The following is a 22,444-nucleotide window of genomic DNA, read 5'->3' as shown; positions in this document are numbered from 1 at the left end:
TTCTCGACGTGTCCGCCTCGTGTCGGGAATCGGGTAACAGATCCTCGACACGAGGCGGAAATCGACTACTTCTGTGCGCTGAGCTTCCGGTAAGCCAGCACGTCGTCGATGATGCCGTACTCCTTGGCCTGCTCGGCCGTGAGGATCTTGTCGCGATCGGTGTCGACGCGGATGGTCTCCGGATCCTTACCCGTGTGCAGCGACAGCGTGCTCTCCATGAGCCGACGCATACGCTCGATCTCCGCAGCCTGGATCTCCAGATCGGAAACCTGACCCTGGATGCCGCCCGTAGCCGGCTGGTGGATCAGAATGCGCGAGTTGGGGAGCGCGAAGCGCTTGCCCGGCGTACCGCCGGCCAGAAGCACGGCAGCTGCCGAAGCAGCCTGACCGAGGCAGACGGTGGAAATGTCGGCACGGACGTACTGCATCGTGTCGTAGATCGCCATCAGCGCGGTGAAAGAACCACCGGGCGAGTTGATGTACATCGTGATGTCGCGGTCCGGATCCTGCGATTCGAGAACCAGCAACTGCGCCATGAGGTCGTTGGCGGACACGTCGTCGACCTGCGAGCCGAGGAAGATGATGCGCTCCTCGAACAGCTTGTTGTACGGGTCGGACGTCTTGACGCCGTAGCTGGTCTGCTCCGTGAACTGGGGCAGGATGTAACGCGATTGGGGGCCCGACGGCGCCTGGCCGCCCAGCGAGTTAGCTCCGAAAAGATTGGTCATCAGTTCTCCAAAGTATGAATTGGGCAGCGAAAGGACGGGCGAACCGGCTCAGTTGCCGGTGCCGCCGGCCTGATTCGCACGGGAGACGACGTGGTCGACGAAGCCGTACTCGAGAGCTTCCTTCGCCGTGAACCAACGGTCACGATCGGAGTCCGCGGTGATCTGCTCGACCGTCTGGCCGGTGTGCTGAGCAATCAGCTCGGCCATTTCGCGCTTGGTGTGCTTGAACTGCTCGGCCATGATCGCGATGTCACTGGCGGAACCACCGATGCCGGCGGACGGCTGGTGCATCATGATGCGGGCGTGAGGCAGTGCGTAGCGCTTGCCCTTGGTGCCTGCCGAGAGCAGGAACTGACCCATCGACGCCGCAAGGCCCATGCCGAAGGTGGCGATGTCGCACTCGGCGAACTGCATCGTGTCGAAGATCGCCATACCTGCGGTCACGGATCCACCGGGCGAGTTGATGTAGAGCGAGATGTCTCGCGTCGGGTCCTCGGCCGAGAGCAGCAGGATCTGTGCGCACAGCTTGTTGGCGATGTCGTCGTCGACCTGGGTACCGAGGAAAATGATGCGCTCTCGCAGCAAGCGCTCGTACACCGAGTCGCTGAGGTTCAACCCAGCGGTCGCTGAAGTCATGGCGGGACTCTGCAAAGTCTCCAGGTGATTGGAAGTCACGGTACCTGCCTTCTATGTGGATCTACTTGTGCGGTGGATCGTCTATGCGAAACACTTCTACTGACACAGACAGTAACGAAGTAGGGCGGCACCGGAGTCCCGGTGCCGCCCTACTTCGCTCAAAGCGGAAAACTCAGTGCAGTCGATCGTGGTGAAAACACCCGTCCGCCTGCGTTTTTACTTGTCTTCGCTCTCGGCGGAATCAGACTCGTCCGCTTCGGTTTCGGCCTCACTGCTGCCGAACAGCTCTGCGGTGTCGACAACTGCGCCGGAGGTGTCCTTGACACCGGCCGACTCGACGACGGACGCGAGAGCCTTGCCACGACGGACGTCTGCGAAGACGGCGCCGAGCTGGTTGGCCTGCTGGATCTGCTGGATGAACTGCTCAGGAGCCATGCCGTAACGCTGCGCCTGGAACAGGATGCGCTCGGTGAGCTCGTCCTGACCGACGGTGACGTTGCCCGCATCGGCAATCGAGTCGAGCAAGAGCTGCGTCTTGACGGAGCGCTCAGCGGCTTCCTGTGCATCCTTGTCGAACTCTTCGCGGCTGCTGCCCTGCTCTTCGAGGAGCTTGTTCAGTGCCTCTTCGTCGTGATCGAGACCGTGAACGGCGTCGTGCAGAGCAGCGTCGACCTCAGCCTTGACGACGGCCTCCGGCAGCGGAACCTCGACGGTCTCGAGCAGCTGCTCGAGAACCTTGTCGCGGATCTGACCGGCCTGCTCGACCTTGCGGACGCGTGCGACGCGCTCACGGAGGTCAGCCTTCAGTTCTTCCAGGGTGTCGAACTCGCTGGCGAGCTGAGCGAACTCGTCGTCCTCAGCCGGAAGCTCGCGCTCCTTGACCGTCTGCACGGTCACGGTGACAACAGCTTCCTTGCCTGCGTACTCGCCGGCGACCAGCGTCGACGTGAAGTCCTTGGACTCCCCCGCCTTGAGGCCGATGATGGCTTCGTCGAGGCCCTCGATGAGCTGGCCCGAACCGACCTCGTGCGACAGTCCGCTCGCGGTTGCCTCGGCAACGTTCTCGCCGTCGACGGTGGCCGACAGATCGATGGAGACGAAGTCGCCGTCCTCGACTGCGCGGTCGACGCCGGTGAGGGTGCCGAAACGCTGACGCAGCGAAAGCAGCTGCTCTTCGATGGCTTCGTCGGTGATCTCGATCGGATCGACCTCGACGTTGATGGAGCTGAAGTCAGGGAGCTCGATCTCCGGGCGCACGTCGACCTCGGCGGTGAACTCGAGGAGCTCGCCGTCTTCGATCTTGGTGACCTCGATCTCGGGCTGGCCGATGGCCTTCACGCCGGCGCTGGTGACAGCCTCGGAGTAACGCGACGGCAGAGCGTCGTTGACGACCTGCTCGAGCACAGCGCCGCGACCGACACGCGCTTCGAGGAGGCGGGCCGGAGCCTTGCCGGGACGGAAGCCGGGGAGACGAATCTGCTGCGCGAGGGCCTTGTAGGCCTTGTCGAAATCAGACTTGAGTTCCGCGAAGGGCACCTCAACGTTGATACGGACTCGCGTCGGGCTGAGCTGCTCGACGGTGCTCTTCACGAAACTTCGCTCCTTCGTCTGGTCTTGCTCACAACTTGTGTTGAATCGGTACTGCTGTCTGGCGCGGCACTTCACTCCCGGACTTACTGGAGGTGAAGTGCCATGTACGTACTTGTCGGGATGACAGGATTTGAACCTGCGACCCTCCGCTCCCAAAGCGGATGCGCTACCAAGCTGCGCTACATCCCGTTTCCGATCACATGAAACACACGATACGGCCATCCGAGGCCGCTAAGACAGCGGGCCACAAAGGCAGCCACCATCGGTGACCGCGCACAACCCTATCGCGCTCACTACTCTCTCACGAACCCGACCGCCATTTGTACACGGCCCGGCTGTCGACCCCGTCAGTATGTCATCCGACGGCAGCCACATACGGGAGCCACATACAGCCTTGCCTCAACTGCCATTCAGAGCCGGAATCAGAAGCCGCGCCTGCGGCCGAGACACCCCGACTCGCCGAGCAATTCGCCAATTCCCCAGGTGAACGACGGTCTCGAACTTCTCCGACCCCCCGATTATGAAATCCGGTGGGGCATTGGGTACAGTTTCGTATCGCAGACGACGAACACGGCGATCCCGAGTTGTCGTATGCACGGGGATGTAGCTCAATGGTAGAGCCTCAGTCTTCCAAACTGATCACGCGGGTTCGATTCCCGTCATCCCCTCCATCAGGAGGGAAACTCCACAAAAGATCCGCATCGGCCCAGCCGGTGCGGATTTTTTGTATTCCGACTTTGTCCACTCAGACCACTCCCCTGCGGTCCGTATCCTGGAGTTGTCCGGATCGATTCTGCTCGGGAGGCCACGTGACCACGATTCTTCTCATACTCGTCGTTCTGGCCGTAGTCGTATTCCTGGTCATGAAAAGCCAGCAACGCGGTTCCGGCCACAGCGCAACACAACTCGACGATGCGAAAGCCGATGCCCGGCAGTCGATCGAACGCCTCGGCGGTCAGGTCTACAACCTGACCGGCAGTGACGACGCGTCGCGCCAAGCCCTCGCCGACGCGGCCGAACGGTACAACGCCGCAGGCTCGCAGATCGATCAGGCCGCAACGCCGGTCCAAGCACGTCTCGCGAAACAGACTGCACTGGAAGGGCTTTACTACATCCGCGCGGCACGGGTGGCGATGGGCATGGATCCGGGACCGGAAGTTCCTTCCATCGACGGACAGAAGGCTGCCGGTTCGGTCACCGAAGACCGTGAGGTCGAATTCGAGGGCCGCAAGGTCGCCGCATCACCCAATCCGTCGTCGCACACACCCAACTACTACCCCGGTGGCCGAGTCGCCGGACGCCCGGTCCCGGCCGGCTGGTACTCCGAACCCTGGTGGAAGCCTGCACTCGTCGCCGGCGCCTGGGGTCTGGGTTCGATGATGCTGTTCTCGACCATGTTCTCCGGCATGGCCGGGGTTCCTTACGGCGCAGAGGCTTTCGCCCAGGGTGGCGATCCCGGCGCCGACACAGGCTCCGGTGACTCGGGAGATCAGGGTATGGACGCCGGTGATCCCGGCGCCGACCAAGGAAGTATCGACAACACGGACTACACCGCTGACGGCGGAAGCGACTGGTCTGGTGGCGACGGAGGCGGAATGGATTTCGGGGGCGGCGGGGACTTCGGCGGCTTCGACTTCTAAGCCGACTGACAGACCGGGCACCAGAACAGGTTTCGTGCCTTCATGACGGAATGCAGGATCGGTGTGCCGCACACGCGGCACGGCGATCCTGCTCTTCTGTAGACATAGGTACGCGGACGATCCTTCGCGTACGCCGGATCTCCGTTGTCGTGCTCGGCGCGAACGACGTGCATCTTCCCCCGTCTGACGCCGACTTTCATCAATTCGACTAGGTCTGCCCACATGGCGGTCCACTCGCCGTGAGAGACGAGATTCCCCGGTCGTTCAGGGTTGATTCCGTGACGAAAGAGAAGTTCGGCGCGATAGACGTTGCCGACACCCGCCAGGACCGCCTGGTCCATCAGCAGGGCGCCGATTGCCGTCTTGGACTTGGAGATTCGCAACCAGGCCTTCTCTGGATCCGCGTCGCGGCGCAGTGGGTCCGGCCCGAGTCTGGCCTCGATCGCGGCGACCTGAGGAGGTAGCAGGACTTCGCAGGCGGTGGGACCACGAAGGTCGGTGCCGAAATCGGCACCGACCATACGCATCCGGACCTGACCTACCGGTTCTTCCATCGGCAGGGCGGCGTCGGTGAACTTTCCGTACAACCCGAGGTGTACGTGAACTGTCAGACCGTTGTCGTACGTGTGCCAGAGGTGCTTTCCCCAGGCATCCGAGGACGTGAGTACGTGTCCGTCCACCAGGCGCGCGTCCTCGGCGAATCTGCCTTGCGGACTGAGGACGCGGACCGGTGAACCGACGAACTTGCGGGCATGCAACCGTGCCAGCCGGTGCAGGGTATGACCTTCAGGCACGGAACAACTTTCGGATCAGGCTTGCGGCAGAGCCGGTGCGACGCCGGTCTTCTCGTACTCGGACAGGATGTCGATACGACGCTGGTGGCGCTCTTCACCCGACCATGCGGTGGCGAGGAAAGCGTCGACGATGGCAAGCGATTCCTCGAGGGAATGCATACGTCCGCCGATGCCGATCAGCTGAGCGTTGTTGTGCTCACGTGCCAGCTTCGCCGTTTCGACGCTCCAAGCGAGGGCGCACCGTGCGCCGGGAACTTTGTTCGCTGCGATCTGCTCGCCGTTGCCACTGCCACCCAGGACGATTCCCAGGCTGCCCTCGTCGGCGACGACGCGCTTTGCGGCTTCGATGCAGAAAGCCGGGTAGTCGTCCACGGCGTCGTACTCGTGAGCACCACAGTCGATGGCCTCGTGGCCGTTCGCTTTCAGGTGTTCGATGATCTCGTTCTTACGTTCGAATCCGGCATGGTCGGCACCCAGGTATACGCGCATGGCGACAATTCTCTCAGGCCCGACCAGCCGGGCGCACCCGGGTCGACGTCACACTTTCAGGAACACGCATCGCCGCGCGAGCACACCTATCGTGGTGCCCATGTACCCCGTCAACGGCCAGGCCGCTGCACCCGCCCTTCGTATGTCACCGGGCAGTGACGCCGTTCGCCACCCGTGGGAAATCCCGCTACTCGTGCTCGCGGTACTGACGACGGTCGTCACTTATGTGGTGGCGATCGTTCTGATCGCTGCGGGTGATCTGTCGACGTGGATCCTCGTGGTGCTCGCGGCTCCGATCCTGCTGTTCCTCGCGCGAGGTCAGCTGTACGGATCGCAACAGGTCAACGGAATCAAGATGACGCCTTCACAGTTTCCGGAGGGGTATCAGCTGGTTGCCGAGGCTGCGGCACGATTCGGCATGAAAACTCCGCCGGATGCCTACGTCGTGCTGGGGAACGGACGGATCAACGCGTTCGCGTCGGGGCACGGATTTCGCCGTTTCGTCGTCGTCTACAGCGACCTGTTCGAAGTCGGTGGGCAGGCACGCGAGCCCGATGCGCTCGCATTCATCATCGGCCACGAGGTCGGCCACATCGCTGCCGGGCATGCGTCGTACTGGCGCCAGTGGGGACAGTTCGCGTCGAACTACATTCCGGTGATCGGGTCTTCGCTGTCGCGTTCCATGGAGTACACGGCGGACAACTTCGGCTTTCACATGCGTCCGCAGGGTGCACCGGGCGCGATGGGCGTCCTAGGCGCGGGAAAGTATCTGGTGGGTCTGGTCGGGTTCGACGAACTGGCCGATCGGGCGACACTCGAATCCGGGTTCTTCCCGTGGTTCGTCAACATCTTGTCGTCGCATCCGGTGCTGACCTGGCGTGCGGCTGCGCTTCGCAACCGCACGCACTCAGGGCATCTGTTCTTCCGGCCGGGTCAGCTCTACCGAAATCCGGCGCTCACTGCCGCTCAGTCGAACTGAGGATCCTCGTTGCGGGTCCGCTTGAGCTCGAAGAAGTGGGGGTAGCCGGCCAGCGCGACTGCGCCGTCCCACACCTTGCCTGCGTCCTCGCCGCGCGGGATGCGTGAGAGCACGGGGCCGAAGAACGCCACACCGTTGACATGGATCGTCGGGGTTCCGACGTCGGGTCCGACGGCGTCCATGCCCTTGTGGTGGCTCTCGCGCAGAGCCTCGTCGTACTTGTCGGTGTCGGCGGCCTCGGCCAGTTCAGGTGGCAGGCCGACCTCGGCAAGGGACGACTTGATGACGTCGGCGAAGTCCTTGTTTCCCTCGTTGTGAATCTTCGTCCCCATCGCCGTGTACAGCGGCAGCAGGATATCGTCGCCCTTCAGCTGCGCTGCAGCGATGGCGACACGGACCGGGCCCCAGGCCTTGGTCATCATCTCCCGGTACTCGTCGGGAAGGTCACGGCCCTCGTTGAGAACCGCAAGGCTCATCACGTGGAACTTGGCCTCGATGTCGCGTACCTGCTGGGCCTCGAGAATCCAGCGTGAGGTGATCCAGCACCACGGGCAGAGCGGATCGAACCAGAAGTCAGCAGTGTCCGTGGTCTTGCTCGAGGTTGCGCTCACGAAGAAACTCCCTATCAGTTCATGTCGGTCAGGTCATATCAGTTCGGGGACATACTCCCGTTCTGCCAACAATCATGAACCCGCAATCCTTCCCGCGCTTTCCCCCGAACCACCTCCCGATCGCAGTAGTGTCGAAAAGAAACGAGTACGAAGGAGTGGTTCAGTAATGAGCACCAACCGGAGATTCGTGATCGTCGGCGGCGGGCTCGCGGGCGCAAAGATCGCAGAAGCCCTGCGTGACAGAGATTTCGACGGTGAGATCACCGTATTGAGTGAAGAAGACCACCTCCCGTACGAGCGTCCGCCGCTGTCGAAAGAGTTCTTCGCAGGCAAGAAGACACTCCCCGAATTCACCGTCCACGACGGCGAGTGGTTTCGCGACCATCGCGTCGATCTTCGCCCGGGAACGACGGCAACGGCCATCGACCCCGCTGCGCACACCGTGTCACTTCCGGACGGTTCAACGATCAGCTACGACAAGCTCGCCTTGGCCACCGGTTCGCGGTCGCGGCGCCTCGACATCCCGGGGTCCGACGCCGAGGGTGTTCACTACGTGCGAACAGTCGATCAGGCCGCCGCGCTGCTGCGCACCCTGGCCGCCGACAAGAAGCTCGTCGTGGTCGGTGCCGGCTGGATCGGCCTCGAAATTGCCGCGTCGGCTCGCGGTTTCGACGTCGAGGTCACCGTGCTCGAACATGCCGGCCTTCCGCTCGAATCGACCCTCGGCCCGGAAATGGGTGAGGTCTTCGCCGCGCTGCACCGCCAGAACGGGGTGGACTTACGCACCGGCACGGACGTCACCGCAATCTCTGTCGACGGCGGTCACGCCTCGGGTGTCACTTTGAGTGATGGAACCGTGATTCCGGCCGACGCCGTGTTGATCGCTGTCGGCGCATTGCCGAACACCGAGTTGGCATCGGAGGCGGGTATCGACGTCGAGAACGGGGTTCTCGTCGACGCCGGTCTGCAGAGCAGCGACCCCGACGTGGTCGCAGTGGGTGACATCGCGGCCGCACAGCATCCGATTCTGAATGCACGAATTCGGGTGGAGCACTGGGCAAACGCACTCAACCAACCCGAGACGGCCGCAGAGACCATGTTGGGACGGCCCGCCGAGTACGTCCGCATGCCGTATTTCTTCACCGATCAGTACGACCTCGGAATGGAATACGTAGGTCACGCACCGCACGGCGGCTACTCCCGTGTCGTCACTCGCGGCGACGTCGACAAGCGCGAGTTCCTGGCATTCTGGCTCGATTCCGCGAACAAGGTGCTCGCCGGCATGAACGTGAACATCTGGGATGCCGGTGACGCCATCAAGGAATTGGTCGCGTCTTCGCGTCCCGTCGATCCGGAGCGGTTGGCCGATCCGGAGATTCCGCTGGCAGAAGTGTCCGCTTGAGTGAAGTCGTTCTCTTCGTGATGGGATGGACGTAATAGATCCGCACCATCTACGAGGAGATCTTTGTGGTCGCACCGAACCTGACACGCGAAACCGCAGCGCAACGGTCAGCAATCCTGACCGTCGAGAACTACCTGATCGAACTCGATCTCACCGACGGCAAAGACGCACCCGGCGAGGAGACGTTCTCCTCGAAGACCACCGTCACGTTCACCGCCACGGCCGGAGCAAGCAGCTTCATCGACATCGTCGCGGCCAGAGTCCATTCCGCGGTCCTCAACGGCACCGCGCTCGACGTCTCCGGCTACGACGAGTCGACTGGCATCAGCCTGCCTGATCTCGCTGCCGACAACGAGTTGGTCATCGAGGCCGATTGCATCTACTCCCACACCGGCGAGGGACTGCACCGATTCGTCGACCCGACCGATGACTCCGTCTACCTCTATTCACAGTTCGAGACGGCCGACGCCAAGCGCATGTTCGCGTGCTTCGATCAGCCTGATCTCAAGGCCACGTTCGACGTCCGCGTCACCGCTCCCACGTCGTGGAAGGTCATCTCCAACTCCGCGGTCGTCGAGACCCTTGCCGCCGATCCCGGCAAGCACGTCTTCAGGACCACCCCGAAGATGAGCACGTACCTGGTGGCGCTCATCGCCGGTCCCTACGCGCAGTGGACCGACAACTACTCCGACGAGCACGGCGACATCCCGCTCGGAATCTTCTGCCGCGCTTCGCTGGCCGAGTTCATGGACGAGGAGCGACTGTTCACCGAGACCAAGCAGGGATTCGACTTCTACCACCGCAACTTCGGTGTTCCCTATGCTTTCGGCAAGTACGACCAGCTCTTCGTCCCCGAATTCAATGCGGGCGCGATGGAGAATGCCGGCGCCGTGACATTCCTCGAGGACTACGTCTTCCGTTCCAAGGTGACCCGCTACTCGTACGAACGTCGTGCCGAAACGGTCCTGCACGAAATGGCGCACATGTGGTTCGGCGACCTCGTCACGATGGCGTGGTGGGACGACCTGTGGCTCAACGAGTCGTTCGCGACCTTCGCTTCGGTCCTGTGTCAGACCGAGGCCACGGAGTACAGGAACGCCTGGACGACGTTCGCCAACGTCGAGAAGTCGTGGGCGTACCGCCAGGACCAGTTGCCGTCGACGCACCCGATTGCCGCGGACATTCCGGACCTGGCCGCCGTCGAGGTGAACTTCGACGGCATCACCTACGCCAAGGGCGCCAGCGTCCTCAAGCAGTTGGTGGCATACGTCGGACTCGAGCCGTTCCTCGCCGGACTGCGTGAGTACTTCCGTGAGCACGCATTCGGAAACGCAACCTTCGACGATCTGCTGGGCTCACTCGAAAAGTCCTCGGGCCGTGATCTTTCCGACTGGGGTCGGCAGTGGCTCAAGACCACCGGTTTGAACATCCTGCGCCCCGACTTCGATGTCGACGCAGACGGAAAGTTCACCCGCTTCGCCGTCCTGCAGGACGGTGCTGCACCAGGCGCCGGCGAGCGGCGAATCCACCGGATCGCCATCGGCATCTACGACGACGTCGACGGCAAGTTGGTACGAAGCCATCGCGTCGAACTCGACCTCGATGCTGTGGAAAGCACGGATGTCCCCGAACTTGTCGGCGTCGCCCGCGGTGCACTCGTGTTGGTCAACGACGACGATCTCACCTACGGCTCCGTGCGACTCGATCCCGAATCGTTGGCGACGGCGATCGAGCGGGTCGGCGACATCACCGACTCACTCCCCCGCACCCTGGTCTGGTCGGCGGCGTGGGAAATGACCCGTCAAGCCGAACTGAAGGCACGCGACTTCGTCGCGCTGGTCGAGCGCGGCATCAGTTCGGAGACCGAAGTCGGTGTGGTGCAACGTCTCTTGCTCCAAGCCCAAACCGCCATCGGCTCCTACGCAGATCCGGCCTGGGCCGAGGCCGAAGGCGCGGCGAGCTTCGCCAATCGGTTGCTCGAACTCGCACGTGAGGCAGAGGCCGGGTCCGACCACCAGCTGGCATTCGTCAACGCACTCACCGGCGCAGCACTCTCCCCGTGGCACACCGAGGTACTGCGCGAATTGCTCGACGCCGATCCCTCCACCGTTGGGCTCGACGGCCTGATCGTCGACACGGACCTGCGCTGGCGCATCGTCGGGGCACTCGCGGCCGCCGGTGAGATCGACGCCGAAGGAACCGCAACTCCATTCATCGACGCCGAAGCTCAGCGTGACCCGACCGCTGCGGGCGCTCGTCAAGCCGCGGCGGCCGCGGCCGGACGTCCGCAGGTCGCTGTCAAGGAAGAGGTCTGGGCAAAGGTCGTCGGCGACGACTCCGTGCCCAACATCACCGCGCGATCGATCATCGCCGGGTTCGCTCGCGAAGGCCAGGACGAATTGCTCGAGCCCTTCGTCTCCCGCTACTTCGCCGATATCGCGGCGGTGTGGGAACGACGCTCGAGCGAAGTGGCACAGACGGTCGTCATCGGGCTGTACCCGTCGTGGTCGATCTCGGACGAATCCGTAGCGGCAGCAGACCGGTTCCTCGAAGGCGACATCCCTCCCGCGTTGCGTCGCCTGGTCGTCGAAGGCCAGGCCGGCGTGGTTCGTTCACTCGCAGCACGAAAGTTCGACGCGAGCTGACATGCGAAAGGCCGGTGCCCGCGTCGATTCTCACGAATCGACGCGGGCACCGGCCTGTGTCTGACAAACAGTTACGGCGCTGAAATTGCGGCTGCCATAACGCGGATGGCACTGATCAGTCCGTCGATCAGGTTGCCTTCACTGAAGGATGCAACAGCTGCCGTTGCTCCGAGCTGGGTAACACGATCGGTGACCCGATCGGCGATTGCCCGACCGCTGCGAACCTCGACGGTGCGCTGGTTGGGCGAAACGGCGATCAGGACGGAACGCTCGGCTTCAGGCGTGGTCGGGAACAATGCGTCGGCACCCGCTGCCGGATCAGAACCGAGATCACCGACGTACGCGTTGAACCGCACCTTGGTGGCCCGCGTCGCTTCGGTCATCGCGACGTCGAGCGCGACCAGATCCATGGTCTCGAACGGAAGATCGTCGGTGAACGGCTCGCCGATGCGATGCACACCGGATACGCGTCCACTGGACGTGACGACGCTGCCGACGGGCAGGTCCTCGGGCGCTACTGCGAGCGCGGTCGAATGATCACCACTTGCCACTTGCGGACCCTCCGATCAGATCAGCCGAACCGGCTTCGATTGCGTGTGCACTGCCGTGATGGCCACCGCGAACGGTGACCTCGTCGACAGCACTCCACAGCACGGGAGCGTGATCCCACGACTCACCGAGATGGAACGCCGGCGGAACCGGTCCCGGCGTCTTCTTCCCGAGGAAGGACGCAGCCGCGAAGAACGCGGTGATCAAGGCCGGAATCCCAACGTATATCAGTACTACCTCGAGAATGCTCACACCAGATAACGTAGCCCAGAACGCCAGGAAGGAAAGCGTCAGGGCCACAAATTCTCGGGCAATTTCGTTTCGGTGACGCTAGAACTCAATTCAGGCTGCGCCCACGCCGACACATTGCTCAGGCTGCGCCCACGCCGACACATAGCTCAGGCTGCGCCCACGCCGAGATACGGCATCCACGCCGGATGCAATTCCTTGGTCGCCGCGAGCAGACGCCAGTGAGGTCCGGACGGCGGGACCAATTCCGCACGGAGGGTCCATCCGAGTTCGCTGAGCATCTTGTCGGCCTTGCGGTGATTGCAGGGGGCGCAGCACGCGACGCAGTTCTCCCACGAATGCCCGCCACCTCTGCTGCGAGGAACGACGTGGTCGATGGTTTCGGCTTTGGCTCCGCAGTACGCACATCGGAAGTGGTCACGATGCATCAGCGCGGCACGAGTCATGGGGATCCGGGCGCGATACGGAACGCGCACGTAGGTGCGCAATCGAATGACCGAGGGAACCTGCACCGACCAGTCCGCGGAATGGACTACCGGGCCCTGTTCGTCCTCGTGGACGGTATCGGCCTTGCCGCAGGCCATCAGTACGACCGCGCGCCTGGCAGGAAGGGCGGTCAGCGGTTCGTACGTGACGTTGAGCAGTAGCACCCGACGTTTTACCCACTCGGGGAGTACGCGATCGGGGGGGAACATCTCGAGGTGAGAATGCTCGTCGGAAAAGAGTGGGTCGGCAGTGTGCGCGAACCCGTCAGGAACAACTTCCAGAACAGCCCCTAACGCGTGGTCGTTCCGCGCGCTAGTGGGCTGGAGTTGTCGGTGATTGCGTGCAGCATGTCGGTTCTTCATACGACCTCCGGGAGACTGCCCCCAAGTTGACCACGGATGATCGCGTTACGCACTCCCATTTCGAACAAAATTGCCAGGACGGCCGGTGAATTTCCGGTGAATGGGTACGCACTCCGACGCGATACAACCGTCGTCGACCCGGAAACCGACCACTACGGCCGTCAGGCACAATGGAACTTGCCATGAATGACGTACAGCACGACGTGCAGCAGACCTTCTACGACGCCGTCGGCGGAGCCGAGACGTTTCACAAGCTCACCGCGCGATTTTACGAAGAAGTCGCGAAGGACGAGGTTGTACGCCCGCTCTACCCCGAGGCCGACCTCGGCCCGGCCGAGCGGCGGATGCGGATGTTCCTCGAGCAGTACTGGGGCGGACCGCACACGTACTCGGAGGAGCGTGGACACCCGCGTCTGCGGATGCGCCACAATCCATTCGTGATCGGCCCGATCGAGCGTGATGCGTGGCTGCGGTGCATGCACGTCGCCATCGCGTCCATCGACGAGAAGACTCTGAGCCCGGTGCACCGCAAGCAGTTGATCGACTACATGGAGATGGCTGCCGCGTCCATGGTGAACTCCGCTATCTGACCGTCTACCTAGCCTTCGGCCTGAACACGCGCGCGACCCGGCGGACTGCTCGTACCCCGAACGACACCGTGGGATGCAGGGGCGAACTCAAGATTGCATGCTTGCGCACGTACTCTTCGACCTCCCACTCCGACCAACTGCCCGCACGGAAGAGTGCGGCATCGCCGACACTCAGGGTTCGCTCGGCGATTCCGTCGGCCTGAACGGTGACCGACCCTTCGATGATGTGCACGATTTCGTCCGCGTGGAAGTACCAGCGGAAGCGCCCCTTCGTGCAATCCCAGACGTGTGTAGTCGTGGTCCCGTCTTTACTCGCCGACCATTGCGCCGACCGTGCAACCGGTGTGCCGAAGATTATCCAGTCGCGGTTGATGGGATCATCTTCGAGCAGTACATGATCCAAACTGACCGCTTCGATTGCCGACAAAGTCAAGGCCAAGCCCCCTTGGTTGAATTCCCGAATACTTCTCCCCCGGCAGTAACACCAAAGTTGCCACATGGTGTCACCGCGTGAATGCAAAGTACACCAAGGCTAGGTAAAGAGTCACGCTTTTGCCGTGTCCAAGTCGTGAGAGTGCCAGACGTTTGGCACTATGAACTGCTGTGAGCACCCCCGCGGATTCGTCCTCTGTAAGCCGGCCCGAAGCCCCGTGGTGGAACGAGGCGGTCTTCTATCAGATCTATCCGCGTTCTTTTGCCGATTCGGGCAGCGACGGTATCGGCGACCTCGGCGGAGTCGAGGAGAAACTAGGCTACCTCGAACTGCTCGGCATCGATGCAATCTGGTTGAGCCCGGTGATGAAGTCACCGATGGCAGACCACGGCTACGACGTCTCGGATCCTCGCGACATCGATCCCTTGTTCGGCGATCTGGCGACGATGGATTCGCTGATCACGTCAGCCCACGAACGCGGAATCAAGGTCACGATGGACCTGGTCCCGAACCACACGAGTGATCAGCACGAGTGGTTCAAGGCAGCCCTGACGTCGGCGCCCGGTTCTGCGGAGCGATCCCGTTACATCTTCCGAGACGGCAAAGGTGAGAACGGCAACGAACCGCCGAACAACTGGCCGAGCATCTTCGGCGGCCCGGCGTGGACCCGCGTCACCGAAGCCGACGGAACACCCGGCCAGTGGTACCTGCACATCTTCGCCAAGGAACAGCCCGACCTGAACTGGGACAACCCCGAGGTCTTCGACGACCTCGCCAAGACTCTGCGGTTCTGGCTCGAGCGCGGAATCGACGGATTCCGCATCGACGTGGCCCACGGAATGGCCAAGCCCGACGGTTTGCCGGACCACGACTGGGAGCTCAACGAGCTCATGCGCAATTCCGACGACGACCCGCGGTTCAACAACCCGGCAGTTCACGAAATCCACCGCGGCATCCGCAAGGTCATGGACGAGTTCCCGGAGGCGATGACCGTCGGCGAGATCTGGGTGAAGGACAACCAGAAGTTCGGCGAATACATCCGGCCAGACGAACTGCATCTCGGATTCAACTTCCGACTTGCAGAAACCGAATTCTCCGCCGAGTCCGTCCGGGAGGCCGTGGAGAACTCTCTTGCGGCCGTCGCCGAGGTCGGGGGTGTGCCCACGTGGACGCTGTCGAATCACGACGTCGAACGTGAAGTCACGCGCTACGGCGGGGGTGAGATCGGAACCCAACGCGCACGGGCGATGATCCTCGTCGAACTGGCGCTTCCGGGCGCGAGCTTCATCTACAACGGAGCCGAACTCGGCCTGCCGAACGTCGACCTGCCCGACGAGGCACTACAGGACCCGGTCTGGGAACGATCCGGACATGCCGAGCGAGGACGCGACGGCTGCCGAGTGCCCCTTCCGTGGGAAGGAAGCGAACCCCCGTTCGGATTCACGACCGGCGCGAGCACCTGGTTGCCGATGCCACGCGAGTGGTCGACGCTCACGGTGGAGGCGCAGATCGAGGACGTCGACTCGATGCTCTCGCTTTATCGCGCCGCCCTCGAACTTCGTAGCGCCAGGCCGGAGTTCTCCGGCGCCGACATCGATTGGTACGGCAGTCCCCCCGGCTGCCTCGCTTTCCGTCGACGCGGTGGTCTGATCTGTGCTCTCAACACCACGGAGGTGCCGATCGCACTGCCGAGCGGGCAGCTACTGTTGAGCAGCGCACCACTCGTCGACGGTCAACTACCCGTCAACGCTGCGGCGTGGCTGATCTGAGAGAACACCGCACCCGCCACCTGAACTCCTATCGTGCGACCATCAGCGGTATCGAACCACCGCGGTGACGGTAGATCGAACCGAACCGTGCATCGAGCCGCACCCAGGATTTGCTCGCCCGCACCCGAACCAGTTCCGAGGCGTCGATCTGCTCGAGGTCGATGTCGGCGGTCATCGCCTCGGACCCGGCGTGCGGAACGAATCCCATTGCGGTCAAGGCAAAAACAACCCGCATCGAGATCCCGACCGTGCCGGACGGACCACTGACCTCGAGCACGTCCTGATCGAGCAACGACGCCGGCGGACCGTGACTACTTCCATGCTCCAGTGCCAAGGCGTTGCCCCGCTGCGCCAGTTCGATCAGCACCCGGGCGGGTACGTCGTCCAGGTGCTCGAAGCCGTCCATCGGCGGCAACGCCCCACGCCACGCCGAATCCATGGCGAACCCCGGATCGATCAGCTCACTTGTCGCCTGCTCCACCGCCGAGAGCAACTGATCGCCGGCAGCCGAGGTGTCGTCAGGGTTGATGGTGCCCGCCACGGTTCGCGTAGCGAGAGCGTCGAAACCCGTTGACGCCCAAACGCTCAGGTGAGCATCTCCGCGTCGACGCATCCGGATGACCGTGGACTCGTCCAAACGCAAGGCATGACCGATGAAGCCGGCCAAGTTCTTTCGCTCGGCCTCCTCGGGCACGGTCAGTACACGTTCATGCACGTTGCCAGCTCTCCAAGTACTCGCGCTCGGGCCCGCTGAGGCGACGCAAACGTTGAGTGTCGATATCGAAGGCCGCGATCTGAGTCGACGCCACGATGGACGGCGGGACACTGAGATCCGCACCGCGGGGGCGAACCTCGTACGCGATGGTGAAGTCCACCGCGCGCACCTTTTCCACCCACATGAAGACGTCGAGCGGCGAATCGTCGTGCCGCAGTTGGCCGCGGTACCGCACATGGAGATCGGCAATCACGGCCCCGTCACGCAGGGTGACCGTCGGGCGCGAGTCTTCGAACAACCAAGGAATCCGCGCCTCTTCGAGCAACGTCACCATCCGTGCGTGGTTGATGTGCTGGAAGGCATCCATGTCGGACCACCGAACCACAACTTCGGCGTGGAATCCTTCGCTCAACGTCCTACCTCCGATCGGGTGCCCATGCTGCGCACCATGCTACGAACCTGACGCGCCGCCACCGAGAGCGTCGCGAGGTCAAGCGTCCCAGACTCGAAGATCTCGACGAGAGCTGCCCTCGCCCGGCTCAGACGCGAGGCGTTGGTCGACTCCCATTCGTCGATCTTCTCCTGCGGCGACTCCCCCGGCTCGCCGCCGGCCAGAACCTCCATCGTCAGCTGCCGAAGCGAACTGTAGAGGTCGTCTCGCAACGCGAGCCTCGCGAGCGAGTGCCATCGATCGCCGCGCTCGAGTCCCGAGACCGCGCTCAGCAACCAGTCGATTCCCAGATGCGCGTCCAAGGCGTAGTACAGCTCCGCGACTTCGGTGATGTCGTGATCTGCGATGTCGGCGATATCCGCGATGTCGAGCAGGCAGTAGACGTCGAGCAGTCGGAACACGTCCAGCGCCAACGCTTCCGGAGCCCCGCGATCGATCACCGATTGAGCCCGCACCAGCAGATCGTCGAGTTGATGGCCCGCAAGCAGCCCCGGAACCAGAGGTGCCGTCGCCCGATACGCCGCCGAGTAACGCGCTACCTCGGCGCCGACGGCGATCGGCTGGGGCCGATTGGCCAGGAACCACCGCGACGCGCGGTCGAGCAAGCGGCACGACTCCACAATCAGCTCGTTTTCGATCTCTGCACTGACGCCCGCCGAGCGGATTCGCGACCACACCTCGTCGAGCGCAAACACCTCTCGCACAGCGGCGTAGGCACGGATCGAGTCGGTACTGCTCGCTCCGGTCTCCTCGGCCAAGCGGTAGGCGTACGTGATTCCGCCGTTGTCGATCACTTCGTTCACGAGCATCGTCGCGACGATCTGCCGCCGCAACGGGTGTGCCTTGATCTCCGTTTCGAACCGATCGCGAACAGCGGTCGGGAAGTACTGCGGGATCTGCTGGGCGAAGAAATCGTTGTCCGGCAACTCGGTTGCGAGCAGATCGTCCTTGAGTGAAAGCTTGACGTGCGCCGTCAGCGTCGCCAATTCCGGCGACGTCAGACCCACACCGGCCTCGAGTCGACGCTCGATCTCCTTGTCGGTCGGCAACGCCTCGAGCTTGCGGTCAAGGCCACGTGCCTTGGTCAGATCCGTCAACTGACGGCGGTGAACACCGAGCATCTGAGAAGCGGTCACGCGGGAGATTCCGAGCAGCGCGTTCTGAGCAATGTTGTCCGCCAACACCAGCGCCGCCACGTCGTCGGTCATCGACGCCAGCAACGGATTCCGTTCCTGCGTGGGCAGTAACTGCGAACGCACGAGCGAATCGAGAAGAATCTTGATGTTCACTTCGTGATCGGAGCAGTCGACGCCGGCCGAGTTGTCGATGGCGTCGGTGTTGATGTGACCGCCGCTGGCGCTGAACTCGATTCTTCCCAGAGCAGTGACGCCGAGGTTGCCGCCCTCCCCGATCACCTTGACCCGCAGATCTTGACCGTCGACACGCACGGCGTCGTTGCTCTTGTCGCCAACCTGCGCATTGGTCTCGGTCGACGCTTTGACGTATGTACCGATTCCGCCGTTCCACAGCAGATCCACCGGTGCCGACAGAATCGCCTGCATCAATTCCGGCGGCGAGAGCTTCGTGACCCCCTCGGCCAGACCCAGTGCGATCCGGACGCTTTCGGCGATCGGAACCGACTTGACCGTGCGGTCCCAGACGCCGCCACCTTCACTGATCAGGCTCTTGTCGTAGTCGGCCCATGACGACCGTGGCAACTCGAAAAGTCGTTGACGTTCGACGAACGAGCTCGCTGCATCCGGGTTCGGATCGAGGAAGATGTGTCGATGGTCGAACGCGCCCACCAGACGGATGTGCCGACTGAGGAGCATTCCGTTGCCGAACACGTCTCCGCTCATGTCGCCGACGCCTACCGTCGTGAAATCCTGCGTCTGCGTGTCGACCCCGAGTTCGCGGAAGTGCCGCTTGACGCTTTCCCAGGCGCCGCGAGCGGTGATACCCATGCCCTTGTGGTCGTATCCCACGGAGCCACCGGAGGCAAACGCGTCGCCGAGCCAGAAGTCGTACTTGGCGGCAACCGAATTGGCGAGATCCGAGAACGTCGCCGTGCCCTTGTCCGCGGCGACCACCAGGTAGCGATCCTGATCGTCCTTGCGCACCACTCGATCCGGCGTCACAACTTCGCCGGTAGCCGCGTGCACGTTGTCGGTGATGTCGAGCAATCCGGAGATGAACGTGGTGTAGCAGGCCTTGCCGGTTTCCAGCGTCGCCGTTCGATCAGCGGCCGGATCACCCGTGGGCAAAGGCGGATTCTTGACGACGAAGCCGCCTTTGGCGCCGACCGGGACGATCACCGCGTTCTTGACGGCCTGAGCCTTCACCAAGCCGAGCACCTCGGTGCGGAAATCCTCGCGCCGGTCGGACCAGCGGAGCCCGCCGCGCGCGACTGCGCCGAATCGCAAGTGGACGCCTTCGACCTCGGGCGAGTACACGTAGATCTCGAAAGCCGGCCGCGGCTTGGGCAACTCGCTGATCCGTGAGGGATCGAGCTTGACCGACAGGTAGTCGCGCGGGCGGCCATCGGCGTCGACGACGTAGAAATTAGTACGCAAGGTCGCCTTCACCAAGGAGAACATTCCGCGCAGAATGCGATCGGCATCCAAGCTGAGTACCTCGTCGATGGACGCACGCAACTGCTCGTCCAATTCGGCGACGCGAATGTCGTCCTGCTTCTCGGGGTCGAACATCGCCTCGAACAACTGCACCAATGCAAACGCGGTCTGCGGGTGTGTAAGCGCGATTCCTTCGATGTGGAACTGACTGTACGGAAATGTGGCCTGGCGCAGATACTTTGCGTAAGCACGCAGCACCACGGCTTGCCGCCAGGACATTCCGGCCCGCAGCACCAACTCGTTGAATCGGTCAGCTTCGGCCCGGCCGAACCAGACTGCGCCGAATGCAGCCGTGAATCGCTTCTGGACCTCGGTCAGCGGGGCGGTACTGGTCTCGAGCGGCACCTGCGCATCGAGGTCGATCTCGACCGACGCCCGAAGATCCGCCGGTACCGACAATCCGAAATCGTAGATCCAGCACTGAACGCCGTCGAGTCGCTGCACGACGTGCGGCCGCTCGTCGAGAACTTCGACGCCGAGTGACTGCAGCACCGGTAGCACCTGGCTCAACGAGATACCGTCGCCGCCGACGAAGAGCGTGAAGCGCCAGGCACCGGGCGCGGAGTCCACAGCACGATAGAGCAGTACGTCGATCGCGCCTGGCGCCAACGCCTCGAGTCGGGCGATGTCGGCCAACGCGCGTGACGGTTCGAAGTCCTCCTTGTATCCATCGGGAAGCACCCGCGAATACCGCTGCACCAGTTCCGGATCCACACCCGGACTTTCACGAACAAGGTCGTTGATGCGGTCGTCCCAACTACGACTGACTTCGGTCAAGAGAGCCTGAACTCGCTCGCGGTTCGACTCGGAGACATCCAGATGAACCGGCTCACTGTCCGGATCGCGCCGGATCGTCACGTGCAACAGCGCAAGATCGTTCTCGGTAACCCGGGCGGTGTAATCGACTGTGCCTGGTCCGAATTCGCGCCACAACAGGTTTTGCATCGCCAGTCGCACCCGCGTCGTGTACCGGTCGCGGGGTAGATACACCAAGCAGGACACGAAGCGTCCGAACGTGTCCTCGCGGACAAAGAGTCGCACCTGTCGACGCAGCCCGATGCTGTGCACGGCGTGGACGGTCTCGAACAAGGTCTCGGCGTCGCTCGAGAACAACTCGGTGCGTGGGAACGACTGGATGACCTCGAGCATCGCCTGACCGGAGTACGAATGCAGGTCGACACCGGCACGCGCGATGACTTCGCGAACGCGGCGCTCGATCAGAGGAATCGCGAGGACGTTCTCGTGGAGTGCGACCACGGTGAACACACCCAGGAATCTGTGCTCCCCCACGATGTTTCCCTCGTCGTCGAGGATCGAGACACCCACGAAGTACGGGTAGACAGCGCGGTGCACCGTGGCGGGGAACGATCCCTGCGTCAGGACCAGAAGCGGTCGATCCGGGAGATCTGCGACGGGAGGCAAACTCATCGGGCCTTCGGTGACCGCATCGGAGCGCAGCACGCCGAGCCCGCTGCCGGCGACCGTGCGTGAACCGTCCTTCGTACCCTCGAATCGCCGGTATCCGAGCACGGCATAGTTTCCGTCCGCCATCCACCGCAGCAGCCGAGCGGTATCGGAGAATTCTTCGGGGGTGATCCTCCCGGAGGCAGTTTCTGCGGCGCTCTCCAACTCGTCGGCAACGCGCAGTTGCAATGCCTTCATGTCCGGGGTGTCACCAACCACCTGGCGGACGTCCGCGAGCACCTTGCCGAGGTGTGCTTCGATCGCGTCGAGAGCGGAATCCTCGACTTCGGAGTCCAACTGGACGTGCATCCAGGATTCTTGGATACCGCTGTCGCCCAAGGACATCAGATTGCCCGAGTCATCGCGTTCAACTGTCAGGATCGGATGGGCGAATTGACTGATTCCCACACCTTGTCGGTTGAGCATCGCGGTAACGGACTCGACGAGCAACGACATGTCGTCGGTGACGATCTGGACGGCAGCGCCGAGACCCTCGGATCCTGACGGGCGGTACACACGCCATACGGCCGTGCCCGGGGTCCGCTGCCTCCCGAGCGCAAGATGCGCGAGCAGGACTCGATCCGATCGACCGTTGATGACGTCGTCGCTGTCACCCTCGTCGATATGCGTGAAAAAGGCCTCGCGAAGACGCGTCAACAACGTCGCTTCGTCGAGGCCTGTGCCCTGCTGCCGTACACGGTCTGTCATTCCTGGCTCACATCCTTGTGGGTTCTGATCGCCGCGACCAATCTCTGACTCGAGACTAGCCGCGGCAACCAGTACCTAGGGTGAACTGAGAAACGAAATCTACGATGTCGTCATCTGAACAAGCGATGCTTCGAGCACCGCGCGTTCGCTGTCCGCCAGCGGTCTGGACTTTTCGGACACCGTGTCGAATCCGACCATCAACGCGTCGCCGAAAGCGCATTCGACACCCGCGTTGTCACGGATGACGTGCCGAACCGTGAACGAGGAAGTCCCGACGTGAGTCGTGAAGATCTCCACGTTCAAGGGACCGGACCGATCGGTGACCGGCTTGAGGAACTCGACGGTCATCTTTCGAACCACGAGGTATCCCGGCCGGCCGCCGAGCGGCGCCAGTTTCGCTTCCAGGAACTGGATGCGCGCTTCCTGCATGTACTCGACGTAACGCGTGTTGTTGACGTGACCCAACCGGTCGGAATCGCCCCACCGGACCTGGATCTGCGCTGTGTATACGTCGGACACCG

Annotated in this window: 20 protein-coding genes and 2 tRNA genes; 7 read left to right on the top strand and 15 right to left on the bottom strand. The window is 62.8% G+C overall.

The window, feature by feature from the left end:
* Positions 1-65: 65 nt before the first annotated feature.
* The 4 genes from M1L53_RS22980 to M1L53_RS22965 form a co-directional block, all read right to left on the bottom strand.
* Entirely contained in the window at positions 66-728 is a 663-nt protein-coding gene (locus M1L53_RS22980) for an ATP-dependent Clp protease proteolytic subunit (protein WP_003944539.1), read from the bottom strand.
* A 48-nt stretch (positions 729-776) separates the two neighbouring features.
* Complete coding sequence (locus M1L53_RS22975; RefSeq protein WP_007730960.1) at positions 777-1,364, bottom strand: ATP-dependent Clp protease proteolytic subunit; 588 nt, start codon at positions 1,362-1,364, stop codon at positions 777-779.
* Between the two features lie 216 nt (positions 1,365-1,580).
* Complete coding sequence (tig, locus tag M1L53_RS22970) at positions 1,581-2,954, bottom strand: trigger factor (RefSeq protein WP_007730958.1); 1,374 nt, start codon at positions 2,952-2,954, stop codon at positions 1,581-1,583.
* A 115-nt stretch (positions 2,955-3,069) separates the two neighbouring features.
* Positions 3,070-3,143 (bottom strand) — tRNA-Pro (locus M1L53_RS22965).
* Between the two features lie 408 nt (positions 3,144-3,551).
* On the opposite strand from M1L53_RS22965, the gene M1L53_RS22960 reads away from it, so the two are divergent.
* Together M1L53_RS22960 and M1L53_RS22955 are read left to right on the top strand one after the other, a co-directional pair.
* Positions 3,552-3,625: transfer RNA gene (locus M1L53_RS22960), tRNA-Gly, on the top strand.
* A gap of 192 nt (positions 3,626-3,817) precedes the next feature.
* Positions 3,818-4,594, top strand: a complete 777-nt coding sequence (locus tag M1L53_RS22955; RefSeq protein ID WP_047270838.1) for a hypothetical protein — start codon at positions 3,818-3,820, stop codon at positions 4,592-4,594.
* Here M1L53_RS22955 and M1L53_RS22950 read toward each other — a convergent pair.
* Together M1L53_RS22950 and M1L53_RS22945 are read right to left on the bottom strand one after the other, a co-directional pair.
* Positions 4,591-5,388: an Fpg/Nei family DNA glycosylase gene (locus M1L53_RS22950; RefSeq protein ID WP_003944531.1), complete on the bottom strand. Its 798-nt coding sequence runs from the start codon at positions 5,386-5,388 to the stop codon at positions 4,591-4,593. The two genes, M1L53_RS22955 and M1L53_RS22950, sit on opposite strands and share 4 nt — an antisense overlap.
* Positions 5,389-5,403: 15 nt before the next feature.
* Positions 5,404-5,877: a ribose-5-phosphate isomerase gene (locus tag M1L53_RS22945; RefSeq protein WP_003944571.1), complete on the bottom strand. Its 474-nt coding sequence runs from the start codon at positions 5,875-5,877 to the stop codon at positions 5,404-5,406.
* A gap of 142 nt (positions 5,878-6,019) precedes the next feature.
* On the opposite strand from M1L53_RS22945, the gene M1L53_RS22940 reads away from it, so the two are divergent.
* Complete coding sequence (locus tag M1L53_RS22940) at positions 6,020-6,856, top strand: M48 family metallopeptidase (RefSeq protein ID WP_228232720.1); 837 nt, start codon at positions 6,020-6,022, stop codon at positions 6,854-6,856.
* Here M1L53_RS22940 and M1L53_RS22935 read toward each other — a convergent pair.
* A complete protein-coding gene (locus M1L53_RS22935) occupies positions 6,844-7,467 on the bottom strand; it encodes a DsbA family protein (RefSeq protein WP_007730951.1) in 624 nt (207 codons plus the stop codon). The two genes, M1L53_RS22940 and M1L53_RS22935, sit on opposite strands and share 13 nt — an antisense overlap.
* Positions 7,468-7,633: 166 nt before the next feature.
* Here M1L53_RS22935 and M1L53_RS22930 point away from each other — a divergent pair, with 166 nt between their 5' ends.
* Positions 7,634-8,869, top strand: a complete 1,236-nt coding sequence (locus M1L53_RS22930; RefSeq protein ID WP_054187689.1) for an NAD(P)/FAD-dependent oxidoreductase — start codon at positions 7,634-7,636, stop codon at positions 8,867-8,869.
* A 65-nt stretch (positions 8,870-8,934) separates the two neighbouring features.
* A complete protein-coding gene (gene pepN, locus M1L53_RS22925) occupies positions 8,935-11,514 on the top strand; it encodes an aminopeptidase N (protein ID WP_054187690.1) in 2,580 nt (859 codons plus the stop codon).
* Positions 11,515-11,585: 71 nt separating this feature from the next.
* Here pepN and M1L53_RS22920 read toward each other — a convergent pair whose 3' ends face one another.
* From M1L53_RS22920 to M1L53_RS22910, 3 genes are all read right to left on the bottom strand, one after another.
* On the bottom strand, positions 11,586-12,065 hold the full coding sequence (locus tag M1L53_RS22920; RefSeq protein WP_003944512.1) for a DUF5130 domain-containing protein: 480 nt from the start codon (positions 12,063-12,065) through the stop codon (positions 11,586-11,588).
* Entirely contained in the window at positions 12,052-12,315 is a 264-nt protein-coding gene (locus M1L53_RS22915; protein WP_007730943.1) for a hypothetical protein, read from the bottom strand. Before M1L53_RS22915 ends, M1L53_RS22920 begins: the two co-directional genes overlap by 14 nt.
* Positions 12,316-12,461: 146 nt before the next feature.
* Positions 12,462-13,160, bottom strand: coding sequence for an HNH endonuclease (locus M1L53_RS22910; protein ID WP_232319034.1), 699 nt, complete (start codon positions 13,158-13,160; stop codon positions 12,462-12,464).
* 182 nt (positions 13,161-13,342) lie between these two features.
* Here M1L53_RS22910 and M1L53_RS22905 point away from each other — a divergent pair, with 182 nt between their 5' ends.
* Positions 13,343-13,750 (top strand): globin, encoded by a 408-nt coding sequence (locus M1L53_RS22905; protein WP_003944464.1) that lies wholly within the window; start codon positions 13,343-13,345, stop codon positions 13,748-13,750.
* Positions 13,751-13,754: 4 nt separating this feature from the next.
* Here the strand turns inward: M1L53_RS22905 and M1L53_RS22900 are convergent, their stop codons facing one another.
* Positions 13,755-14,183, bottom strand: coding sequence for a cupin domain-containing protein (locus M1L53_RS22900; RefSeq protein WP_228401110.1), 429 nt, complete (start codon positions 14,181-14,183; stop codon positions 13,755-13,757).
* Between the two features lie 170 nt (positions 14,184-14,353).
* Here M1L53_RS22900 and M1L53_RS22895 point away from each other — a divergent pair, with 170 nt between their 5' ends.
* Entirely contained in the window at positions 14,354-15,952 is a 1,599-nt protein-coding gene (locus M1L53_RS22895) for a glycoside hydrolase family 13 protein (protein ID WP_054187693.1), read from the top strand.
* A 28-nt stretch (positions 15,953-15,980) separates the two neighbouring features.
* Here M1L53_RS22895 and M1L53_RS22890 read toward each other — a convergent pair whose 3' ends face one another.
* The 4 genes from M1L53_RS22890 to M1L53_RS22875 all read right to left on the bottom strand — a co-directional run bounded on the left by M1L53_RS22890 (position 15,981) and on the right by M1L53_RS22875 (position 22,442).
* Positions 15,981-16,667 carry a hypothetical protein gene (locus M1L53_RS22890; protein WP_030536651.1) on the bottom strand — a complete coding sequence of 229 codons (687 nt, stop codon included), beginning with the start codon at positions 16,665-16,667 and terminating at the stop codon, positions 15,981-15,983.
* Positions 16,660-17,079, bottom strand: a complete 420-nt coding sequence (locus M1L53_RS22885; protein ID WP_003944573.1) for a thioesterase family protein — start codon at positions 17,077-17,079, stop codon at positions 16,660-16,662. The genes M1L53_RS22890 and M1L53_RS22885 overlap by 8 nt, the downstream gene beginning before the upstream one ends.
* Positions 17,076-21,923: an NAD-glutamate dehydrogenase gene (locus M1L53_RS22880; protein WP_054187694.1), complete on the bottom strand. Its 4,848-nt coding sequence runs from the start codon at positions 21,921-21,923 to the stop codon at positions 17,076-17,078. The genes M1L53_RS22885 and M1L53_RS22880 overlap by 4 nt, the downstream gene beginning before the upstream one ends.
* Positions 21,924-22,022: 99 nt before the next feature.
* A complete protein-coding gene (locus M1L53_RS22875) occupies positions 22,023-22,442 on the bottom strand; it encodes a thioesterase family protein (RefSeq protein WP_003944475.1) in 420 nt (139 codons plus the stop codon).
* Positions 22,443-22,444 lie beyond the last annotated feature (2 nt).

The organism is Rhodococcus sp. T9N, from assembly GCF_024436645.1.
Lineage (GTDB): Bacteria > Actinomycetota > Actinomycetes > Mycobacteriales > Mycobacteriaceae > Rhodococcus_F > Rhodococcus_F qingshengii.
The sequence above is the reverse complement of the archived record's forward strand: the minus strand, read 5'-3'. Positions and strand labels throughout refer to the sequence as shown.

Coding starts and splice junctions, on each gene's coding strand:
- M1L53_RS22980 (WP_003944539.1), bottom strand. CDS start 728: ATGACCAATCTTTTCGGAGCTAACTCGCTGGGCGGCCAGGCGCCGTCG.
- M1L53_RS22975 (WP_007730960.1), bottom strand. CDS start 1,364: ATGACTTCAGCGACCGCTGGGTTGAACCTCAGCGACTCGGTGTACGAG.
- M1L53_RS22955 (WP_047270838.1), top strand. CDS start 3,818: ATGAAAAGCCAGCAACGCGGTTCCGGCCACAGCGCAACACAACTCGAC.
- M1L53_RS22945 (WP_003944571.1), bottom strand. CDS start 5,877: ATGCGCGTATACCTGGGTGCCGACCATGCCGGATTCGAACGTAAGAAC.
- M1L53_RS22940 (WP_228232720.1), top strand. CDS start 6,020: ATGTCACCGGGCAGTGACGCCGTTCGCCACCCGTGGGAAATCCCGCTA.
- M1L53_RS22930 (WP_054187689.1), top strand. CDS start 7,634: ATGAGCACCAACCGGAGATTCGTGATCGTCGGCGGCGGGCTCGCGGGC.
- M1L53_RS22910 (WP_232319034.1), bottom strand. CDS start 13,160: ATGAAGAACCGACATGCTGCACGCAATCACCGACAACTCCAGCCCACT.
- M1L53_RS22905 (WP_003944464.1), top strand. CDS start 13,343: ATGAATGACGTACAGCACGACGTGCAGCAGACCTTCTACGACGCCGTC.
- M1L53_RS22880 (WP_054187694.1), bottom strand. CDS start 21,923: ATGACAGACCGTGTACGGCAGCAGGGCACAGGCCTCGACGAAGCGACG.